Annotated in this window: 14 protein-coding genes; 13 read left to right on the top strand and 1 reads right to left on the bottom strand. The window is 61.4% G+C overall.

Features of this window, described 5'->3' with window-relative positions:
- Position 1 precedes the first annotated feature (1 nt).
- The 8 genes from dnaE (at position 2) to ispD (ending at position 11116) form a co-directional block, all read left to right on the top strand.
- Positions 2-3523 (top strand): DNA polymerase III subunit alpha, encoded by a 3522-nt coding sequence (dnaE, locus tag QCL65_RS20225; RefSeq protein WP_407311900.1) that lies wholly within the window; start codon positions 2-4, stop codon positions 3521-3523.
- Between the two features lie 101 nt (positions 3524-3624).
- Entirely contained in the window at positions 3625-4572 is a 948-nt protein-coding gene (locus QCL65_RS20220; protein ID WP_407311898.1) for an acetyl-CoA carboxylase carboxyltransferase subunit alpha, read from the top strand.
- Positions 4573-4630: 58 nt separating this feature from the next.
- A complete protein-coding gene (tilS, locus tag QCL65_RS20215; protein WP_407311896.1) occupies positions 4631-5917 on the top strand; it encodes a tRNA lysidine(34) synthetase TilS in 1287 nt (428 codons plus the stop codon).
- Between the two features lie 168 nt (positions 5918-6085).
- Positions 6086-7717, top strand: a complete 1632-nt coding sequence (locus QCL65_RS20210; protein ID WP_407311894.1) for a CTP synthase — start codon at positions 6086-6088, stop codon at positions 7715-7717.
- Positions 7718-7721: 4 nt separating this feature from the next.
- The gene (gene kdsA, locus QCL65_RS20205) at positions 7722-8567 is read left to right on the top strand and encodes a 3-deoxy-8-phosphooctulonate synthase (RefSeq protein ID WP_407311892.1); all 846 of its coding nucleotides are present in this window, start codon (positions 7722-7724) and stop codon (positions 8565-8567) included.
- Between the two features lie 134 nt (positions 8568-8701).
- On the top strand, positions 8702-9991 hold the full coding sequence (gene eno, locus QCL65_RS20200; RefSeq protein ID WP_407311890.1) for a phosphopyruvate hydratase: 1290 nt from the start codon (positions 8702-8704) through the stop codon (positions 9989-9991).
- 145 nt (positions 9992-10136) lie between these two features.
- A complete protein-coding gene (ftsB, locus tag QCL65_RS20195; RefSeq protein WP_407311888.1) occupies positions 10137-10418 on the top strand; it encodes a cell division protein FtsB in 282 nt (93 codons plus the stop codon).
- Positions 10415-11116 (top strand): 2-C-methyl-D-erythritol 4-phosphate cytidylyltransferase, encoded by a 702-nt coding sequence (ispD, locus tag QCL65_RS20190; RefSeq protein WP_407311885.1) that lies wholly within the window; start codon positions 10415-10417, stop codon positions 11114-11116. The genes ftsB and ispD overlap by 4 nt, the downstream gene beginning before the upstream one ends.
- Positions 11117-11251: 135 nt before the next feature.
- Here ispD and QCL65_RS20185 read toward each other — a convergent pair whose 3' ends face one another.
- On the bottom strand, positions 11252-12151 hold the full coding sequence (locus tag QCL65_RS20185; RefSeq protein ID WP_407311883.1) for a LysR family transcriptional regulator: 900 nt from the start codon (positions 12149-12151) through the stop codon (positions 11252-11254).
- Between the two features lie 112 nt (positions 12152-12263).
- On the opposite strand from QCL65_RS20185, the gene QCL65_RS20180 reads away from it, so the two are divergent.
- The 5 genes from QCL65_RS20180 (at position 12264) to surE (ending at position 16578) form a co-directional block, all read left to right on the top strand.
- Positions 12264-13376, top strand: coding sequence for an S-(hydroxymethyl)glutathione dehydrogenase/class III alcohol dehydrogenase (locus QCL65_RS20180; protein ID WP_407311881.1), 1113 nt, complete (start codon positions 12264-12266; stop codon positions 13374-13376).
- Between the two features lie 8 nt (positions 13377-13384).
- Positions 13385-14233: an S-formylglutathione hydrolase gene (gene fghA, locus QCL65_RS20175; protein WP_407311879.1), complete on the top strand. Its 849-nt coding sequence runs from the start codon at positions 13385-13387 to the stop codon at positions 14231-14233.
- A gap of 79 nt (positions 14234-14312) precedes the next feature.
- On the top strand, positions 14313-14786 hold the full coding sequence (gene ispF, locus QCL65_RS20170) for a 2-C-methyl-D-erythritol 2,4-cyclodiphosphate synthase (protein WP_407311877.1): 474 nt from the start codon (positions 14313-14315) through the stop codon (positions 14784-14786).
- Complete coding sequence (gene truD / locus QCL65_RS20165; RefSeq protein WP_407311875.1) at positions 14783-15841, top strand: tRNA pseudouridine(13) synthase TruD; 1059 nt, start codon at positions 14783-14785, stop codon at positions 15839-15841. The genes ispF and truD overlap by 4 nt, the downstream gene beginning before the upstream one ends.
- Positions 15829-16578: a 5'/3'-nucleotidase SurE gene (gene surE / locus QCL65_RS20160; protein ID WP_407311873.1), complete on the top strand. Its 750-nt coding sequence runs from the start codon at positions 15829-15831 to the stop codon at positions 16576-16578. The genes truD and surE overlap by 13 nt, the downstream gene beginning before the upstream one ends.
- Positions 16579-16613: the final 35 nt, after the last annotated feature.

The following is a 16613-nucleotide window of genomic DNA, read 5'->3' as shown; positions in this document are numbered from 1 at the left end:
TATGCCGGTTTCATTCGTTCATCTTCGCCTGCATACCGAATACTCGCTGGTCGATGGCCTGGTGCGGATCAAACCCTTGGCCAAGGCCCTGGCTAGCATGAACATGCCGGCGGTGGCGGTGACCGACCAAAACAACATGTGCTCGTTGGTCAAATTCTACAAAGCCGCCATGGGCGCGGGCATCAAGCCTATTTGCGGTGCCGACCTGTGGCTGGCCGGGCGCGACGCCGAGGCGCCGTTGAGCCGCATCAGCCTGCTGGCGATGAACGCCAAGGGCTATCGCAATATTACCGAGCTGATCTCTCGCGGCTTTATCGATGGCCAGCGTAATGGCCAGGTCGTCATCGAGCGCCATTGGGTGGCGGAGGCCAGCGAAGGGGTGATCGCCCTGTCGGCTGCCCGTGAAGGCGAAATCGGCATGGCCTTGCTGGGCGGTAACCCTGGTGAAGCGGATGCACTGCTACGCGAATGGATGACGGTATTTCCAGACCGTTTCTACGTTGAGGTGCAACGTACCAACCGCACCAACGACGAGGAATATCTGCACGCCGCCGTAGCCCTGGCCGACCGTCTGGGCGCGCCGCTGGTGGCCACCAACGACGTGCGCTTCATCAAGCAGGAAGACTTCGAAGCCCATGAAACCCGCGTTTGCATCGGCGAAGGCCGGGCCCTCGACGACCCACGGCGCTCCAAGAATTACAGTGACCAGCAATACCTCAAGAGCCCGGAAGAAATGGCCGAGCTGTTCAGCGACTTGCCCGAGGCCCTGGAAAACACGGTAGAAATCGCTAAGCGCTGCAACATCGAAGTCAAACTGGGCAAGCACTTTCTGCCGGACTACCCGATTCCCGATGGCATGACCATCGACGAGTATTTCCGCAAGGTCTCATTCGATGGCTTGGAAGACCGCCTCAGTGTGCTGCTGCCCAAAGACACCACCGAGGACTACGAGAGCAAGCGCCAGGTGTATGTCGACCGGCTCAATTTCGAGCTGGACATCATTATCCAGATGGGCTTCCCCGGTTACTTCCTGATCGTGATGGACTTTATCCAGTGGGCCAAAAACAACGGCGTGCCGGTCGGCCCCGGCCGTGGGTCAGGTGCGGGCTCGCTGGTGGCCTATGTGCAGAAGATCACTGACCTCGACCCGCTGGAATACGACCTGCTGTTCGAACGTTTCCTCAACCCCGAACGGGTGTCCATGCCCGACTTCGACGTCGACTTCTGCATGGACGGCCGTGATCGGGTGATCGATTACGTGGCCGACAAATACGGCCGCAACGCGGTCAGCCAGATCATCACCTTCGGTTCCATGGCAGCGAAGGCGGTGGTGCGCGACGTGGCGCGGGTGCAGGGCAAGTCTTACGGGCTGGCGGACCGCCTGTCGAAGATGATCCCGTTCGAAGTCGGCATGACCCTGGAAAAGGCCTACGAGCAGGAAGAAATCCTGCGCGACTTCATCAAGGTCGATGAAGAGGCTGCCGAAATCTGGGAGATGGCGCGTAAGCTCGAAGGTGTCGTGCGCAACGTCGGCAAGCACGCGGGCGGGGTGGTGATCGCGCCAACCAAGCTCACTGACTTCGCGCCGATTTACTGCGATGAAGAGGGCGACGGCCTGGTCACCCAGTTCGATAAGGACGACGTGGAAGCCGCCGGCCTGGTCAAGTTCGACTTCCTCGGCCTGCGCACCCTGACCATCATCGATTGGGCCCTGAAGACCATCAACCGCGAGCGCGCCAAGGTCAACGAGGCGCCGCTGGACATCGCTTTCATCCCCCTGGACGACAAACCGACCTACCAGTTGCTGCAAAAGGCCGAGACCACCGCAGTGTTCCAGCTGGAGTCGCGGGGCATGAAAGAGCTGATCAAAAAGCTCAAGCCCGACTGCCTGGAAGACTTGATCGCCCTGGTCGCCCTGTTTCGTCCGGGGCCGCTGCAGTCCGGCATGGTGGACGACTTCATCAACCGCAAGCACGGGCGCGCCGAGTTGGCCTACCCGCATTCGGACTACCAGTACGAAGGCTTGAAACCGGTGTTGGCGCCGACGTACGGGATCATCCTGTATCAGGAACAGGTGATGCAGATCGCCCAGGTCATGGCCGGCTACACCCTGGGCGGCGCCGACATGCTGCGCCGGGCCATGGGTAAAAAGAAACCCGAAGAAATGGCCAAGCAGCGCGGCGGTTTCATTGAAGGCTGCGCCACCAACAACATCGACCCGGACCTGGCGGGCAACATCTTTGACCTGGTAGAAAAATTCGCCGGCTACGGTTTCAACAAGTCTCACTCGGCGGCCTATGGCCTGGTCTCGTACCAGACCGCCTGGCTGAAGACCCACTACCCAGCGCCCTTCATGGCTGCGGTGCTGTCGGCCGATATGCACAACACCGACAAGGTCGTGACCTTGATCGAAGAAGTGCGCACCATGAAGCTGCGCCTGGACGCGCCGGATGTGAACAACTCCGAGTTCAAGTTCACGGTCAATGACGAAGGCCGTATCGTCTATGGCCTGGGCGCGATCAAGGGGGTCGGGGAGGGGCCGGTGGAGGCGATCATCGAAGCGCGCCGCGAGGGCCCCTTCAAGGACTTGTTCGATTTCTGCGAGCGCGTTGACCTCAAGCGCATCAACAAGCGCACCCTGGACGGGCTGATCCGCAGTGGCGCCCTGGACCGCCTGGGCCCGCACTTTCATGAAGAAACCAAGGCGTACCACGCCCATATCGACCGCAACCGTGCGGTGCTGTTGGCGGCCATGGAAGAAGCGATTCGCGCGGCCGAACAAACCGCCCGTACCCTGGACAGCGGCCACGCCGACTTGTTTGGCGGCCTGTTCGTGGAAGCCGACGCCGATGTCTACGCCAGCCATCGCAAGGCCAAGGAATTAACCCTCAAAGAGCGTTTGCGCGGGGAAAAAGACACCCTGGGGCTGTACCTCACCGGGCACCCGATAGACGAGTACGAAGGCGAGATTCGCCGCTTTGCGCGCCAGCGCATCATTGACCTGAAACCCTCGCGCGAAACCCAGACAGTGGCGGGCATGGTGATTGCCCTGCGGGTGATGAAAAACAAAAAAGGCGACAAGATGGGCTTCATTACCCTCGATGACCGTTCCGCGCGGATCGAAGCGTCCCTGTTCGCCGATGCGTTCATGGCCGCCCAGGCCCTGCTGCAAACCGACGCCATGGTGGTGGTGGAAGGTGAAGTCAGCAACGATGACTTCTCCGGTGGCCTGCGCCTGCGGGTCAAGCGCGTGATGACCATGGAAGATGCGCGCACCAACCTGGCCGAAAGCCTGCGTTTGAAGGTCAACGTCGAAGCCCTCAAGGGCGACCGCCTGAGTTGGTTGGGCGACCTGTGCAAGCGTCACCGCGGCGCTTGCCCGATCACCATGGAATATACCGGCAGCGACGCCAAGGCCATGCTGCAGTTTGGCGAGCGCTGGCGTATCGACCCGGGTGACGGGTTGATTCAAGCGCTGCGTGACCAGTTCGGGCGTGAGAACGTCTTTTTGCAATATCGCTAACATCGATGATTAATCTCGACCTGAATGCGCCCGTCCTTTAAGGTGGGCGCCAAACGGATCAACCGGCCGGCCCCTTGGCCGTCGACCGAAGACGGATGCCTATGAACCCGAATTTTCTTGATTTCGAACAGCCGATCGCTGACCTGCAAGCCAAGATCGAAGAGTTGCGCCTGGTGGGCAACGATAACTCGCTGAACATCGGCGACGAGATTTCACGCCTGCAGGAAAAAAGCAGCACGCTGACCGAAAGTATTTTCGGTAATCTGACCAGCTGGCAGATTGCGCGGCTGGCGCGCCATCCGCGCCGCCCCTACACCCTGGACTACATCCAGCACATTTTTACCGAGTTCGATGAGCTGCACGGTGACCGCCACTTCTCCGATGACGCCGCCATCGTCGGTGGCGTCGCGCGTCTGAACGATCAGCCAGTCATGATCATCGGCCATCAGAAAGGCCGCGAAGTGCGCGAGAAAGTTCGGCGTAACTTCGGCATGCCGCGCCCTGAGGGCTATCGCAAGGCGTGCCGTCTGATGGAAATGGCCGAGCGTTTCAAGATGCCGATCCTGACCTTCATCGACACCCCTGGCGCCTACCCTGGGATTGACGCTGAAGAGCGCAACCAAAGTGAAGCCATTGCCTGGAACCTGCGGGTCATGGCCCGCCTGAAGACCCCGATCATCGCCACGGTGATTGGCGAGGGTGGTTCCGGCGGCGCGCTGGCCATCGGCGTTTGCGACCAGTTGAACATGCTGCAGTACTCTACCTACGCGGTGATCTCGCCAGAAGGTTGTGCGTCGATCCTGTGGAAAACCGCCGAAAAGGCCTCCGATGCCGCAGAAGCCATGGGCATCACTGCAGAGCGTCTGAAAGGCCTGGGCATCGTTGACCAGGTGATCGACGAGCCCCTGGGTGGCGCCCATCGCGACCCAGCGCGCGCCGCTGCTTCGATTCGCCAAGCGCTGACCGACCAGTTGGAGATGCTCAAGGGCTTCGACCACGATGCCTTACTGCAACGCCGTTACGACCGTTTGATGAGCTACGGCCTCTAAAAACGCTGAAAGGCCGGGGCTCAGGTCCCGGCCTTTTAAACTTGCCAAGGCGCTCGCCATGCATCCCCTAGCCGCGCGATTGCTAGCCAACCTTGCCCCCCTGCGCAACGCACCAACCTGGTATATCGCCTACTCTGGCGGCCTCGATTCCACTGTGCTGTTACATTTGCTGGCCTCACTGGCCCGCGAACAGGCGTTGCCGCGCCTCGTCGCCTTGCATGTGCACCATGGTCTGCAAATGCCTGCTGACGCCTGGCCGGCCCATTGCAGTCGAATCTGCCATGGCCTTGGCGTGCCGTTACAGGTTCTCAGGGTCACGGTCGAGCCCGGCGCCAGCCTTGAGCAAGGGGCGCGTAACGCCCGCTATGGGGCCTTTAGCCGTTGCCTGCAACCCGACGAGCTACTGCTCACCGCCCAGCACCGCGACGACCAGGCCGAGACGCTGTTGTTTCGCTTGCTGCGCGGCGCTGGGGTGCGCGGTTTGGCGGGCATGCCTGCGCAACGGCGTTTAGGTGCCGGCTGGCTGGTGCGGCCGCTGCTCGATTGCCCGCGCAGCGCCTTGCTTGAGTATGCCCAGGCCCAGCAATTGGACTGGGTCGAAGACCCCAGCAATGCCGACACCGGGCTGTCACGCAACTACTTGCGCCACACAGTGCTGCCCAGCGTGCACGCGCGTTGGCCGCAGGCTTCGGCGGCGCTGGCGCGCAGCGCCGGGCACCTCGGTGAAGCCCTGGAGCTGCTTGACAGCCTGGCCGAGGAAGACCTTCAGGCCGCTCGCTCGCCTGCGCCTTTTGCCTGGCTGCCGCTGCCTTCCCTGGCGCTGGCGCCGCTGCGCGCGTTATCCCCGGCGCGCCAGCGCAATGCGCTGCAACATTGGCTGGCGGCTTTCACCCGATTGCCCGACAGCCGTCATTGGGCGGGTTGGGACGCCCTGCGGGACGCGCCCGACCCGGCGAACGCTGTGTGGCGCCTCACCGACGGCGAGCTGCGGGCCGGGGCAGGGCGCATCTGGTGGCTGGCCGGGCCCTGGTTGCAGGTGCCCGGCGCGCCCAGCGGGGGGCTATTGCCCGGTAATGGCCAAGTCGAGTGGCAGGGGCCGCCAGGCAGTCAAGCCGCTGAAGTGCGTTACCGCCAGGGCGGCGAATCGATCGATGTACCGGGGCGCGGGCAACGCGACCTCAAGCGCTTGCTCAATGAAAGCGGTTTACCCAGTTTTGTCCGCTCGCGTCTGCCGTTACTGTTCTGCGACGGGCGCTTGCAAGCGGTGGCGAACCTGCCTTCGTTATGCCAAAGCGGCTGGCAAATGAAATGGATGCCGCCGACCAACGCGCAGTGTTTGAGCTGAAAGGGCAATTCCGGTAGACTACGCTCCCTTCTTGATAGAGCTTCTGTGAACCCCTCGGATTCACGGCAGTTGCCGATTGCCAGGCAGTTCTGGCCATCGGAGGCTTCGGCCTTCCTTCGCTTTCCCCGGCGGCTCTGACCGCTTTAACGCAGACTTCTAGGGTTTTTCATGACGCGCTACATCTTCGTCACGGGCGGTGTTGTTTCTTCATTGGGGAAAGGCATTGCCTCGGCTTCATTGGCGGCCATCCTGGAGGCGCGGGGACTTAAGGTCACCATGCTCAAGTTGGACCCTTACATCAACGTCGACCCGGGCACCATGAGCCCGTTCCAGCACGGCGAAGTGTTCGTCACCCATGACGGCGCCGAAACCGACCTGGACCTGGGCCACTACGAGCGGTTCATCCGCACGACCATGACCCAGAACAACAACTTCACCACCGGGCGTGTCTACGAGCACGTGCTGCGTAAAGAGCGCCGGGGTGATTATCTGGGTGCGACCATCCAGGTCATTCCGCACATTACCGACGAAATCAAACGCCGCATCGTCAAGGGCGCTGGCGATGCCGACGTGGCCATGGTCGAAATTGGCGGTACCGTGGGTGATATCGAATCCCAGCCGTTCCTCGAAGCCATCCGCCAGTTGCGGGTCGAAGTGGGCGCCAAGCGGGCCATGCTGATGCACCTCACCCTGGTGCCGTACATTGCCACCGCGGGCGAGACCAAGACCAAGCCGACGCAGCATTCGGTGAAAGAATTGCGCTCCATCGGCTTGCAGCCAGACGTGCTGATCTGCCGCTCCGATCACCCCGTGGATGTTTCGTCGCGCCGCAAGATCGCCTCGTTCACCAACGTTGAAGAGCGTGCGGTGATCTCCCTGGAAGACGTCGACACCATTTACAAGATCCCCGCCGTGCTGCATGAACAAGGCCTGGATGATTTCGTCGTCGAGCGTTTCGGCCTGGAATGCGGCGTTGCCGACTTGTCCGAATGGGCCAAAGTGGTAGACGCCAAGCTCAACCCGCAGCACGAAGTCACGATTGCCATGGTCGGTAAGTACATGGAGCTGCTGGACGCCTATAAGTCGTTGATCGAAGCGATGAGCCATGCCGGTATCCAGAACCGCACCAAGGTCAACCTGCGTTACATCGACTCCGAAGACATCGAAAACCAAGGCACCGGCCTGCTCGACGGTGTTGACGCCATCTTGGTGCCCGGTGGCTTTGGCCTGCGTGGCGTCGAAGGCAAGATCACCGCTGTGCAATATGCCCGCGAAAACAAAGTGCCGTACCTGGGTATCTGCCTGGGCATGCAAGTGGCCGTCATCGAATTCGCCCGTAACGTGATGGGCTGGAAAGACGCCAACTCCACCGAGTTCGACCGCAGCAGCGGCCACCCGGTGGTGGGTCTGATCACCGAATGGGCCGATGCCACCGGTGCCGTGGAAGTCCGTACCGAAGCCTCCGACCTTGGCGGCACCATGCGCCTGGGCGCCCAGGAGTGCCAGATCGACAGCGGCTCCAAGGTTCACGACTGCTACGCCAAAGACGTCATCGTCGAGCGCCATCGCCACCGTTACGAGGTCAACAACAACTTGCTGCCGCAGCTGCTGGCCGCAGGCATGCTGGTGTCCGGCCGCTCCGGCGACGGTGCGTTGGTCGAAGTGGTGGAGGCCAAGGATCACCCATGGTTCGTGGCGTGCCAGTTCCACCCTGAGTTCACCTCGACGCCGCGTGATGGCCACCCGTTGTTCAGCGGGTTCGTCAAAGCCGCTTTGACTCAACATCAGAAAAAGGCCTGACCCCATGGCACAGAAGATTATTCGCGTCGGTTCCATCGATATCGCTAACGACAAACCGTTCGTGCTGTTTGGTGGCATGAACGTGCTGGAATCGCGCGACATGGCCCTGAAGGTGTGCGAAGAGTATGTTCGCGTGACCGAGAAGCTGGGCATCCCTTATGTCTTCAAGGCCAGCTTCGACAAGGCCAACCGTTCTTCGGTGACGTCTTTCCGTGGCCCTGGTCTGGAAGAAGGCCTGCGCATCTTCGAAGACGTCAAAGCTGCGTTCAATGTGCCGCTGATCACCGATGTCCACGAGCCCGCGCAAGCGGCGGCGGTGGCCGAGGTGTGTGACATCATTCAGTTGCCCGCGTTTCTCTCGCGCCAGACCGACCTGGTGGTGGCCATGGCCAAGACCGGCGCGGTGATCAATATCAAGAAAGCCCAGTTTCTCGCGCCTCAGGAAATGAAGCACATCCTGAACAAGTGCGAAGAAGCGGGTAACGACCGGTTGATCCTGTGCGAGCGCGGCTCCAGCTTTGGTTATAACAACCTGGTGGTCGACATGCTGGGCTTCGGCATCATGAAGTCGTTCGAATACCCGGTGTTCTTCGACGTCACCCACAGCCTGCAAATGCCAGGTGGCCGTTCGGACTCTGCCGGTGGTCGCCGCGCCCAGGTCACCGACCTGGCCAAGGCGGGCCTCAGCCAGGGCTTGGCCGGGCTGTTTCTGGAAGCCCACCCAGACCCGGACAATGCCAAGTGCGATGGCCCTTGTGCACTGCGTTTGGATAAGCTCGAACCTTTCCTGACGCAGCTCAAAGCGTTGGACGATCTGGTCAAAAGTTTTCCGACGATAGAAACCGCCTAACGGGATCTTTGCGGTAAAGTATCGCTCAAATAGCGCTCTGGCCTGCGGGCTGCCCAGCACTTGCTCTTGCCTCCGCGCCAGCCTGCTCGACAGCCTGGCGCGGTGTACCAGTCAACCTTGGAGTGTTTATAACAATGGCAAAAATCGTCGACATCAAAGGTCGTGAAGTTCTCGACTCCCGCGGCAACCCTACTGTGGAAGCGGACGTACTGCTCGATAACGGTATCATCGGCAGCGCTTGCGCGCCGTCCGGTGCTTCCACGGGCTCGCGCGAGGCGCTGGAGCTGCGTGATGGCGACAAGAGCCGTTACTTGGGCAAGGGCGTACTCAAGGCCGTGGCCAACATTAACGGGCCGATCCGTGATGCGCTGTTGGGCAAAGACCCGGTCGACCAGAAAGCTCTCGACCACGCCATGATTGCCCTCGATGGCACCGAGAACAAAGCCTCGCTGGGCGCTAACGCAATCCTCGCTGTGTCCCTGGCGGCTGCCAAGGCGGCTGCGCAGGACCAGGACCTGCCGCTGTACGCGCACATCGCCAACCTCAATGGCACCCCCGGCGTTTACTCCATGCCGGTGCCTATGATGAACATCATCAATGGCGGCGAGCATGCCGATAACAACGTCGACATCCAGGAGTTCATGGTTCAGCCGGTAGGCGCCAAGAGCTTCAGCGAAGCACTGCGCATGGGCACCGAGATTTTTCACCACCTCAAAGCGGTCCTCAAAGCCCGTGGCTTGAGCACTGCCGTGGGCGACGAAGGCGGCTTCGCACCTGACCTGGCCTCCAACGAAGACGCCCTGGGCGCCATTGCCGAGGCGGTCGAGAAAGCCGGCTACAAGTTGGGCACCGATGTAACCCTGGCCCTGGACTGCGCCGCGAGCGAATTCTACAAGGACGGTACCTACGATCTGGCCGGCGAAGGGCATAAATTCGACGCCGCCGGTTTCGCTGACTACCTGGCCGGGCTGGCGAGCCGCTACCCGATCATTTCCATCGAAGACGGCCTGGACGAATCCGACTGGGCTGGCTGGAAGATCCTCACCGACAAGATCGGCGATAAAGTGCAGTTGGTCGGCGACGATCTGTTCGTGACCAATACCAAGATCCTCAAGGAAGGCATCGATAAAAAGATCGCCAACTCGATCCTGATCAAGTTCAACCAGATCGGCACTCTGACCGAAACCCTGGAAGCCATCCAGATGGCCAAGGCGGCGGGCTACACCGCAGTTATCTCGCACCGCTCCGGTGAAACCGAAGACTCGACCATCGCCGACCTGGCCGTGGGCACGGCTGCGGGCCAGATCAAAACCGGCTCTCTGTGCCGTTCCGATCGCGTTTCCAAGTACAACCAACTGCTGCGTATCGAAGAGCAGTTGGGCGGCAAGGCCCTTTACAATGGCCGTGCGGAGTTTCGCGGCTGAGCCAGAGATGGTAAAAAGACGCCTGGCGCCGCTGCGGCTATTCAGCGGGCGGCCGATGTAATGGATACACTGCCTCCCGCCTGGCCATTGCCAGGCGGGTTGCCATCAGCCACAGGCCTGGCTGTCTTTTTTTCTGGATATTTTGATGCGCAGTCCTTATTGGTTGTTCCTTGTTCTGCTGCTCATGTTGGGTGGCCTGCAGTACCGCCTCTGGGTCGGTAATGGCAGCCTGGCCCAAGTCGCCGATCTCAAGCAACAGATCGCCGACCAGCATGCCGAGAACGACCGTCTGCTTGAGCGCAACCGTGTGCTCGACGCAGAAGTCCTCGAATTGAAAAAAGGCACTGAAACCGTCGAAGAGCGGGCCCGGCATGAATTGGGCATGCTTAAAGAGGGTGAGACCCTTTTTCTGTTGCCACAAAAATGACCATTTCCTTACCAAATTTTTGGGCGGTCATCCCCGCTGCGGGGGTGGGTGCGCGTATGGCCGCAGACCGGCCCAAGCAGTACTTGTCCTTGGCCAAACGCACGATTCTGGAGCATAGCCTCGACTGTTTTCTCGGGCACCCACAGTTGCTCGGGCTGGTGGTTAGCCTGGCAGCGGATGACCCATTCTGGCCAACCCTGGCCAGTGCCCACGACCCGCGTATCCAGCGCGCCGTGGGCGGCCGTGAGCGGGCCGACTCGGTGCTGAACGCGCTGTTGCACCTACATGCCCAAGGTGCCAGCGACGACGACTGGGTGCTGGTGCACGACGCGGCCCGGCCGAATCTGGCTCGCCAAGACCTGGACCGCTTGTTGTTTAGCCTCGCCGATGACCCTGTGGGCGGGCTGCTGGCCGTGCCTGCCCGTGACACCTTGAAGCGCGCCGACGCCAGCGGCCGGGTCAGCGAGACGGTGGACCGTCACCAGATATGGCAGGCCTACACGCCGCAGATGTTCCGCCTGGGAACATTGCACCGCGCCCTGGCCGACAGTCTGGTAGCGGGTGTCGGTATCACCGACGAGGCCTCGGCCATCGAATGGACCGGCCTGGCCCCGCGCCTGGTTGAAGGGCGCGCAGACAACATCAAGGTCACCCGCCCCGAAGACCTGGAATGGCTACGCCAACGCTGGCCCACGTAGGAGGGGCCTTGGCCCCGAGAGGCCGCGTCAGCGGCCGGTGTGACGGACGCCGCCGCTCTGAGATCAAGGCGCCGCGGATGTAAGATCAAAAGATCGGGGGCAAGCGAAGCCCCCGCCCGGCCCCCTCCAGGGTGTTTATCGCGACACATATTCCGCTCGTATGGCCAAACCCTCGCGTAGATGATCCACCAGCTTGCGTACCTTCGGCGATAAATGCCGTTGCTGCGGGTACAAGGCCCACACCGCCGTATTCGGCGGTTGATGGGCTTCTAGCAGTGAGATCAGCGCACCGCTGTTCAGATGTTCCAGCACGTAATAGTCCGGCAGTTGGCACAGGCCCACACCCTTGAGCGCCGCTTCGAGTACCGCCTGCCCGCTGTTACAGCGCCAATTGCCTTGCACCCGCTGGGCGTATTCGCCGGCGCCGTGGCTCAATTGCCAGATGTCCGAATTGCCTATTAAGCAGTTATGCCGGCCCAATTCAGAGAGGCTGTGCGGGCGGCCATAGCGCGCCAGGTAGGCTGGCGATGCGCAGACAAACATGCGCCGAGGCGCCAGCCTGGCGGCCACGAGCCTGGACTCCTGCAGGCGACCCAGGCGGATGGCCAGGTCGAGCCCTTCGTGCAGCAGGTCCAATGGCCGGTTGCTCAATTCGATGTCGACCCGCAATTGCGGATACTGCGCCATGAAGTCGGTCACCAGCGGCACAATAAAGCGTTCGCCGTAGGCCACGGCACAGGTCATGCGTAACAGGCCTTTAGGTTCACTGGCCAGGTCGCCGACCGCACGCAGGGCTTCTTCGCGGGCATCTTGCAAGCGCTGGCAGTGCTGGAGAAACGTCTGCCCCGCCTCAGTCAATGACACTCGTCGGGTACTGCGGTAAAGCAAGCGGGTTTGCAGGCGCTCTTCCAATCGTGCGATCTGTCGGCTTATGTGGGAGGACGATACCCCTAAGCGTTCGGCTGCGGCGGTGAACTGGCTGCACTCGGCTACCGCGACGAATTCGTCGATACCGTCCCAACGTCCATCACCCATGGATTATCCCTGTACGGCATTAATGTTTTGTCTGTCGCGGGATTATTCATCAATCGGCTATGAATTACACTGCTTGGCAACCATTTCCCACATCCTTTATGGAGAACCCACGATGATGAAATCCCGTGCCGCGGTCGCTTTCGAAGCCAACAAACCCCTGCAAATCGTCGAAGTCGATGTGGCCATGCCCAAAGCAGGCGAGGTTTTACTGCGGGTGGTCGCTTCAGGTGTTTGCCATACCGATGCCTACACCTTGTCGGGCGCCGACCCAGAGGGCATCTTTCCATCGATTCTTGGCCATGAAGGCGGTGCCATTGTGGAAGCCGTTGGCGAGGGTGTGACCTCAGTCGGCGTGGGTGACCATGTGATCCCGCTCTATACCCCAGAGTGTGGTAAGTGCAAATTCTGCCTGTCGGGCAAGACCAACCTGTGCCAGGCGATCCGTCTGACCCAAGGCAAGGGCCTGATGCCAGACGGCACCACGCGTTTTTCCTACGAAGGTAAGCCCCTGTACCACTACATGGGCACCTCGACGTTTTCCGAATACACCGTGTTGCCAGAGATTTCCGTAGCGAAAATCCAGAAAGAAGCCCCTCTGGAAAAGGTTTGCCTGCTCGGTTGTGGCGTCACCACCGGGATTGGTGCGGTGATCAACACTGCTAAGGTCAAGCCAGGTGACACAGTGGCGATCTTCGGCCTCGGCGGCATCGGCTTGTCGGCGCTGATCGGCGCGGTCAAGGCCAAGGCTAGCCGCATCATTGCCATTGATATCAACCCGTCCAAGTTCGAGATCGCCCGCCAGCTGGGTGCCACCGACTGCATCAACCCGAAAGACTATGACCGCCCCATCCAGGAGGTCATTGTCGATTTGACCGACGGCGGCGTGGACTTTTCCTTCGAGTGCATCGGTAATGTTCAACTGATGCGTGCCGCTCTGGAAAGCTGCCATAAAGGTTGGGGTGAGTCGGTGATCATCGGGGTTGCCGGTGCCGGCCAAGAGATCGCTACCCGCCCATTCCAGCTGGTCACTGGGCGCGTCTGGCGCGGTTCGGCATTCGGTGGCGTACGCGGCCGCAGCGAGCTGCCGAGCTACGTCGACATGGCCCAGAAGGGCGAGATCCCGCTGGATACGTTCATAACCCACACCATGGGCTTGGACGACATCAACAAGGCGTTCGACCTGATGCATGAAGGCAAGAGCATCCGCACTGTCATCCATTTCTGAGGTGCGCCATGACACTTGAAAACATTTCTTGCCAGAAGAGCTTCGGCGGCTGGCACAAGCGCTACCGGCACCGTTCCCGCGTGCTGGGTTGTGACATGGTGTTTGGGGTTTTTTTGCCGCCCCAGGCTGAGCAGGGCGGCAAGCTGCCGGTGCTGTATTGGTTGTCCGGGCTGACCTGCACCGATGAAAACTTTATGCAGAAGGCCGGCGCGCAACGCCTGGCTGCCGAGCTGGGGTTGATCATCGTCGCACCTGACACCAGCCCCCGTGGCCCCGACGTGCCCGGCGATCCGGACGGCGCTTGGGACTTTGGCCTGGGGGCCGGCTTTTACGTCAATGCCACCCAGCAACCCTGGGCCCAGCACTACCGCATGCACGACTATGTGGTCGACGAGCTGCCGGCGTTGGTCGAGGCGCATTTCCCGGCCTCTGAACAGCGCGGTATCAGTGGTCACTCCATGGGCGGCCACGGCGCGTTGGTTTGTGCGCTGCGCAACCCAGGCCGTTATCGTTCGGTATCGGCACTGGCGCCCATCAGCAATCCCATGGCCTGCCCGTGGGGGCAAAAGGCGTTCACGCGCTTTTTTGGCGAAGAGCGAGCACGCTGGAAGGCCTGGGATACCTGCGCCCTGATCGCCGAAGCCACTGAAAAGCTGCCGCTGCTGGTGGATCAAGGTGACCGCGACGACTTTCTCGCCGAGCAACTCAAGCCCGAAGCTCTGGAGAAGGCGGCCAGGGCTGCCGATCACCCGCTGACCCTGCGCCTGCAGCCCGGTTACGACCACAGCTACTATTTTATCGCCAGCTTCATTGAGGACCATTTGCGCCACCATGCCAAGGCGCTGGGGCTGGCTTAGGCGAACCCATCGCTTTGAACAGCCCAAGACCGGCTAAAGTAGGTAGAATCACGCCCTGAATCAATCAGGGCGTTTTTTTATGCGTATTGGCCACGGCTACGATGTGCACCGTTTCGCGCAAGGCGACTTCATTACCCTGGGCGGTGTGCGTATCGCTCATTCCTCCGGTTTGCTGGCGCATTCCGACGGCGACGTGCTCCTGCATGCGTTGAGTGACGCCCTGCTCGGGGCGGCGGCGCTGGGCGATATTGGCAAGCATTTTCCAGACACTGACCCTCAATTCAAAGGGGCGGACAGCCGTGTGTTGCTGCGCCATGTGGTCGCCATTGTCCTGGCCAAAGGCTGGAAGGTGGCTAATGTCGACGCCACCATCGTCGCTCAGGCGCCCAAGATGGCGCCCCATATCGAGGCTATGCGCAGCGTTATTGCAGCCGACCTTGGCGTGGACATCGGCCAGGTCAACGTCAAAGCCACCACCACTGAAAAGCTTGGTTTCACCGGGCGTGAAGAGGGCATCGCCGTGCACGCCGTTGCCTTGTTGCTCGCCGCATGACCGAGCTTGAATTGCTCGGCCCGCGCGCCTACGGCCCGGCCCTGGGGCAAGCGGTACTCAAGGCCACGGCTGAAGATTTCCAGGTCGATGAAGTGCTCGACATCCCGCTCAGCGGCGATGGCGAACACCTGTGGCTGTGGGTCGAGAAGCGCAACCTCAATACCGAGGAAGCCGCCCGCCGGCTGGCTCGCGCCGCTGGCGTCCCATTGCGAACGGTCAGCTATGCCGGCCTTAAGGATCGCCAGGCGCTGACCCGGCAATGGTTCAGCATACAGCTGCCTGGCAAGGCTGACCCGGACCTGTCGAGCGCACAAGACGACACCCTGCGTATCTTGAAAAGCACACGGCATAAACGCAAATTGCAGCGCGGCGCCCATTCGGCCAACGGTTTTACGTTACGCTTGACCGCCCTGCAAGCCGACCCCCAAGCGCTGCAGGCGCGCCTTGAGCAATTGCGCCAGGCCGGCGTGCCGAACTATTTCGGCACCCAGCGTTTCGGCCATGGTGGCGGTAACCTTTTCGATGCCCGCCAGTATGCTGAACGCCAGGCCTTGCCTGAACAGCGCAACACACGCTCCAGGCTGCTCTCCACCGCACGCAGTTACCTGTTCAACCAGGTCTTGGCCGCCCGCGTGGCAGCCGGCACCTGGAACACCGCGCAGGTGGGCGACCTGCTCGCGTTTACCGACAGCCGTAGTTTTTTTCCGGCCGGGGAGGCCGAATGCAGCGACCCACGCCTGGCAATTCTCGACCTGCACCCCACCGGCCCGCTGTGGGGCGAAGGCGACGCCCCGAGCCTGGCGGCCATCCATACATTCGAGCAGGCCATCGGTTTGCGTGAAGCGTCACTGCGCGATTGGCTCGTAAAAGCGGGCATGGCTCACGAACGACGCATCCTGCGGCTGCCCATTGGGCGGCTGACGTGGCATTATCCCCAGCCTGACACTCTGCAATTAGAATTCGTCCTGCCGGCCGGATGCTTCGCCACCGTCGTGGTGCGCGAACTCGTAGATCTGGTTTCGGCAGGGCAGACGGACAGCTCATGCGCATTCTGATTTCAAACGACGATGGGGTCACCGCACCCGGCCTCGCCGCGCTCCATGGCGCGCTGGCTGACTATGCCGAGTGCACGGTGATTGCCCCGGACCAGGACCGCAGCGGCTCCAGCAGCTCGCTCACGATCGATCGGCCGTTGCACCCACACACGTTACCGAACGGGTTTATCAGCCTCAACGGTACCCCCACCGACTGCGTCCATTTGGGCCTCAATGCGCTGCTGGCGCACGAGCCGGACATGGTCGTCTCAGGTATCAACCTGGGGGCGAACCTGGGCGACGATGTGCTCTACTCGGGTACGGTGGCCGCGGCGTTGGAAGGGCGCTTTATCAAGCGCACGTGCATGGCCTTTTCATTGGCTTCGCGCCAGCCGGAGCACTTGGCGACCGCCGCTTTCTATGCCCGCAAGCTGGTCGAAGCGCGTGATCAGCTCGATCTGCCGCCGCGCACGGTACTCAACGTCAATGTGCCCAATCTACCGCTGGACCGCGTGCGTGGCATCGCCTTGACCCGTCTGGGCCATCGTGCGCGGGCGGCTGCACCGAGCTACGTGCTCGACCCGCGCGGCAAGCCTGGCTATTGGATCGCCGTGGCCGGTGAAGCCGAAGATGGCGGGCCAGGCACCGACTTCCATGCGCTGATGCAGGGTTATGTTTCGGTCACCCCTTTGCAGCTAGACCGCACTTTCAACGAGGCTTTCCACAACCTGGAGCGCTGGTTGGAGGGCCTCACGTGATGCGCGAGCAGGACGACCTGATGCGCCGTGGGGTG

The sequence above is a fragment of the Pseudomonas sp. nanlin1 genome, assembly GCF_045571515.1.
Lineage (GTDB): Bacteria > Pseudomonadota > Gammaproteobacteria > Pseudomonadales > Pseudomonadaceae > Aquipseudomonas.
The sequence above is the reverse complement of the archived record's forward strand: the minus strand, read 5'-3'. Positions and strand labels throughout refer to the sequence as shown.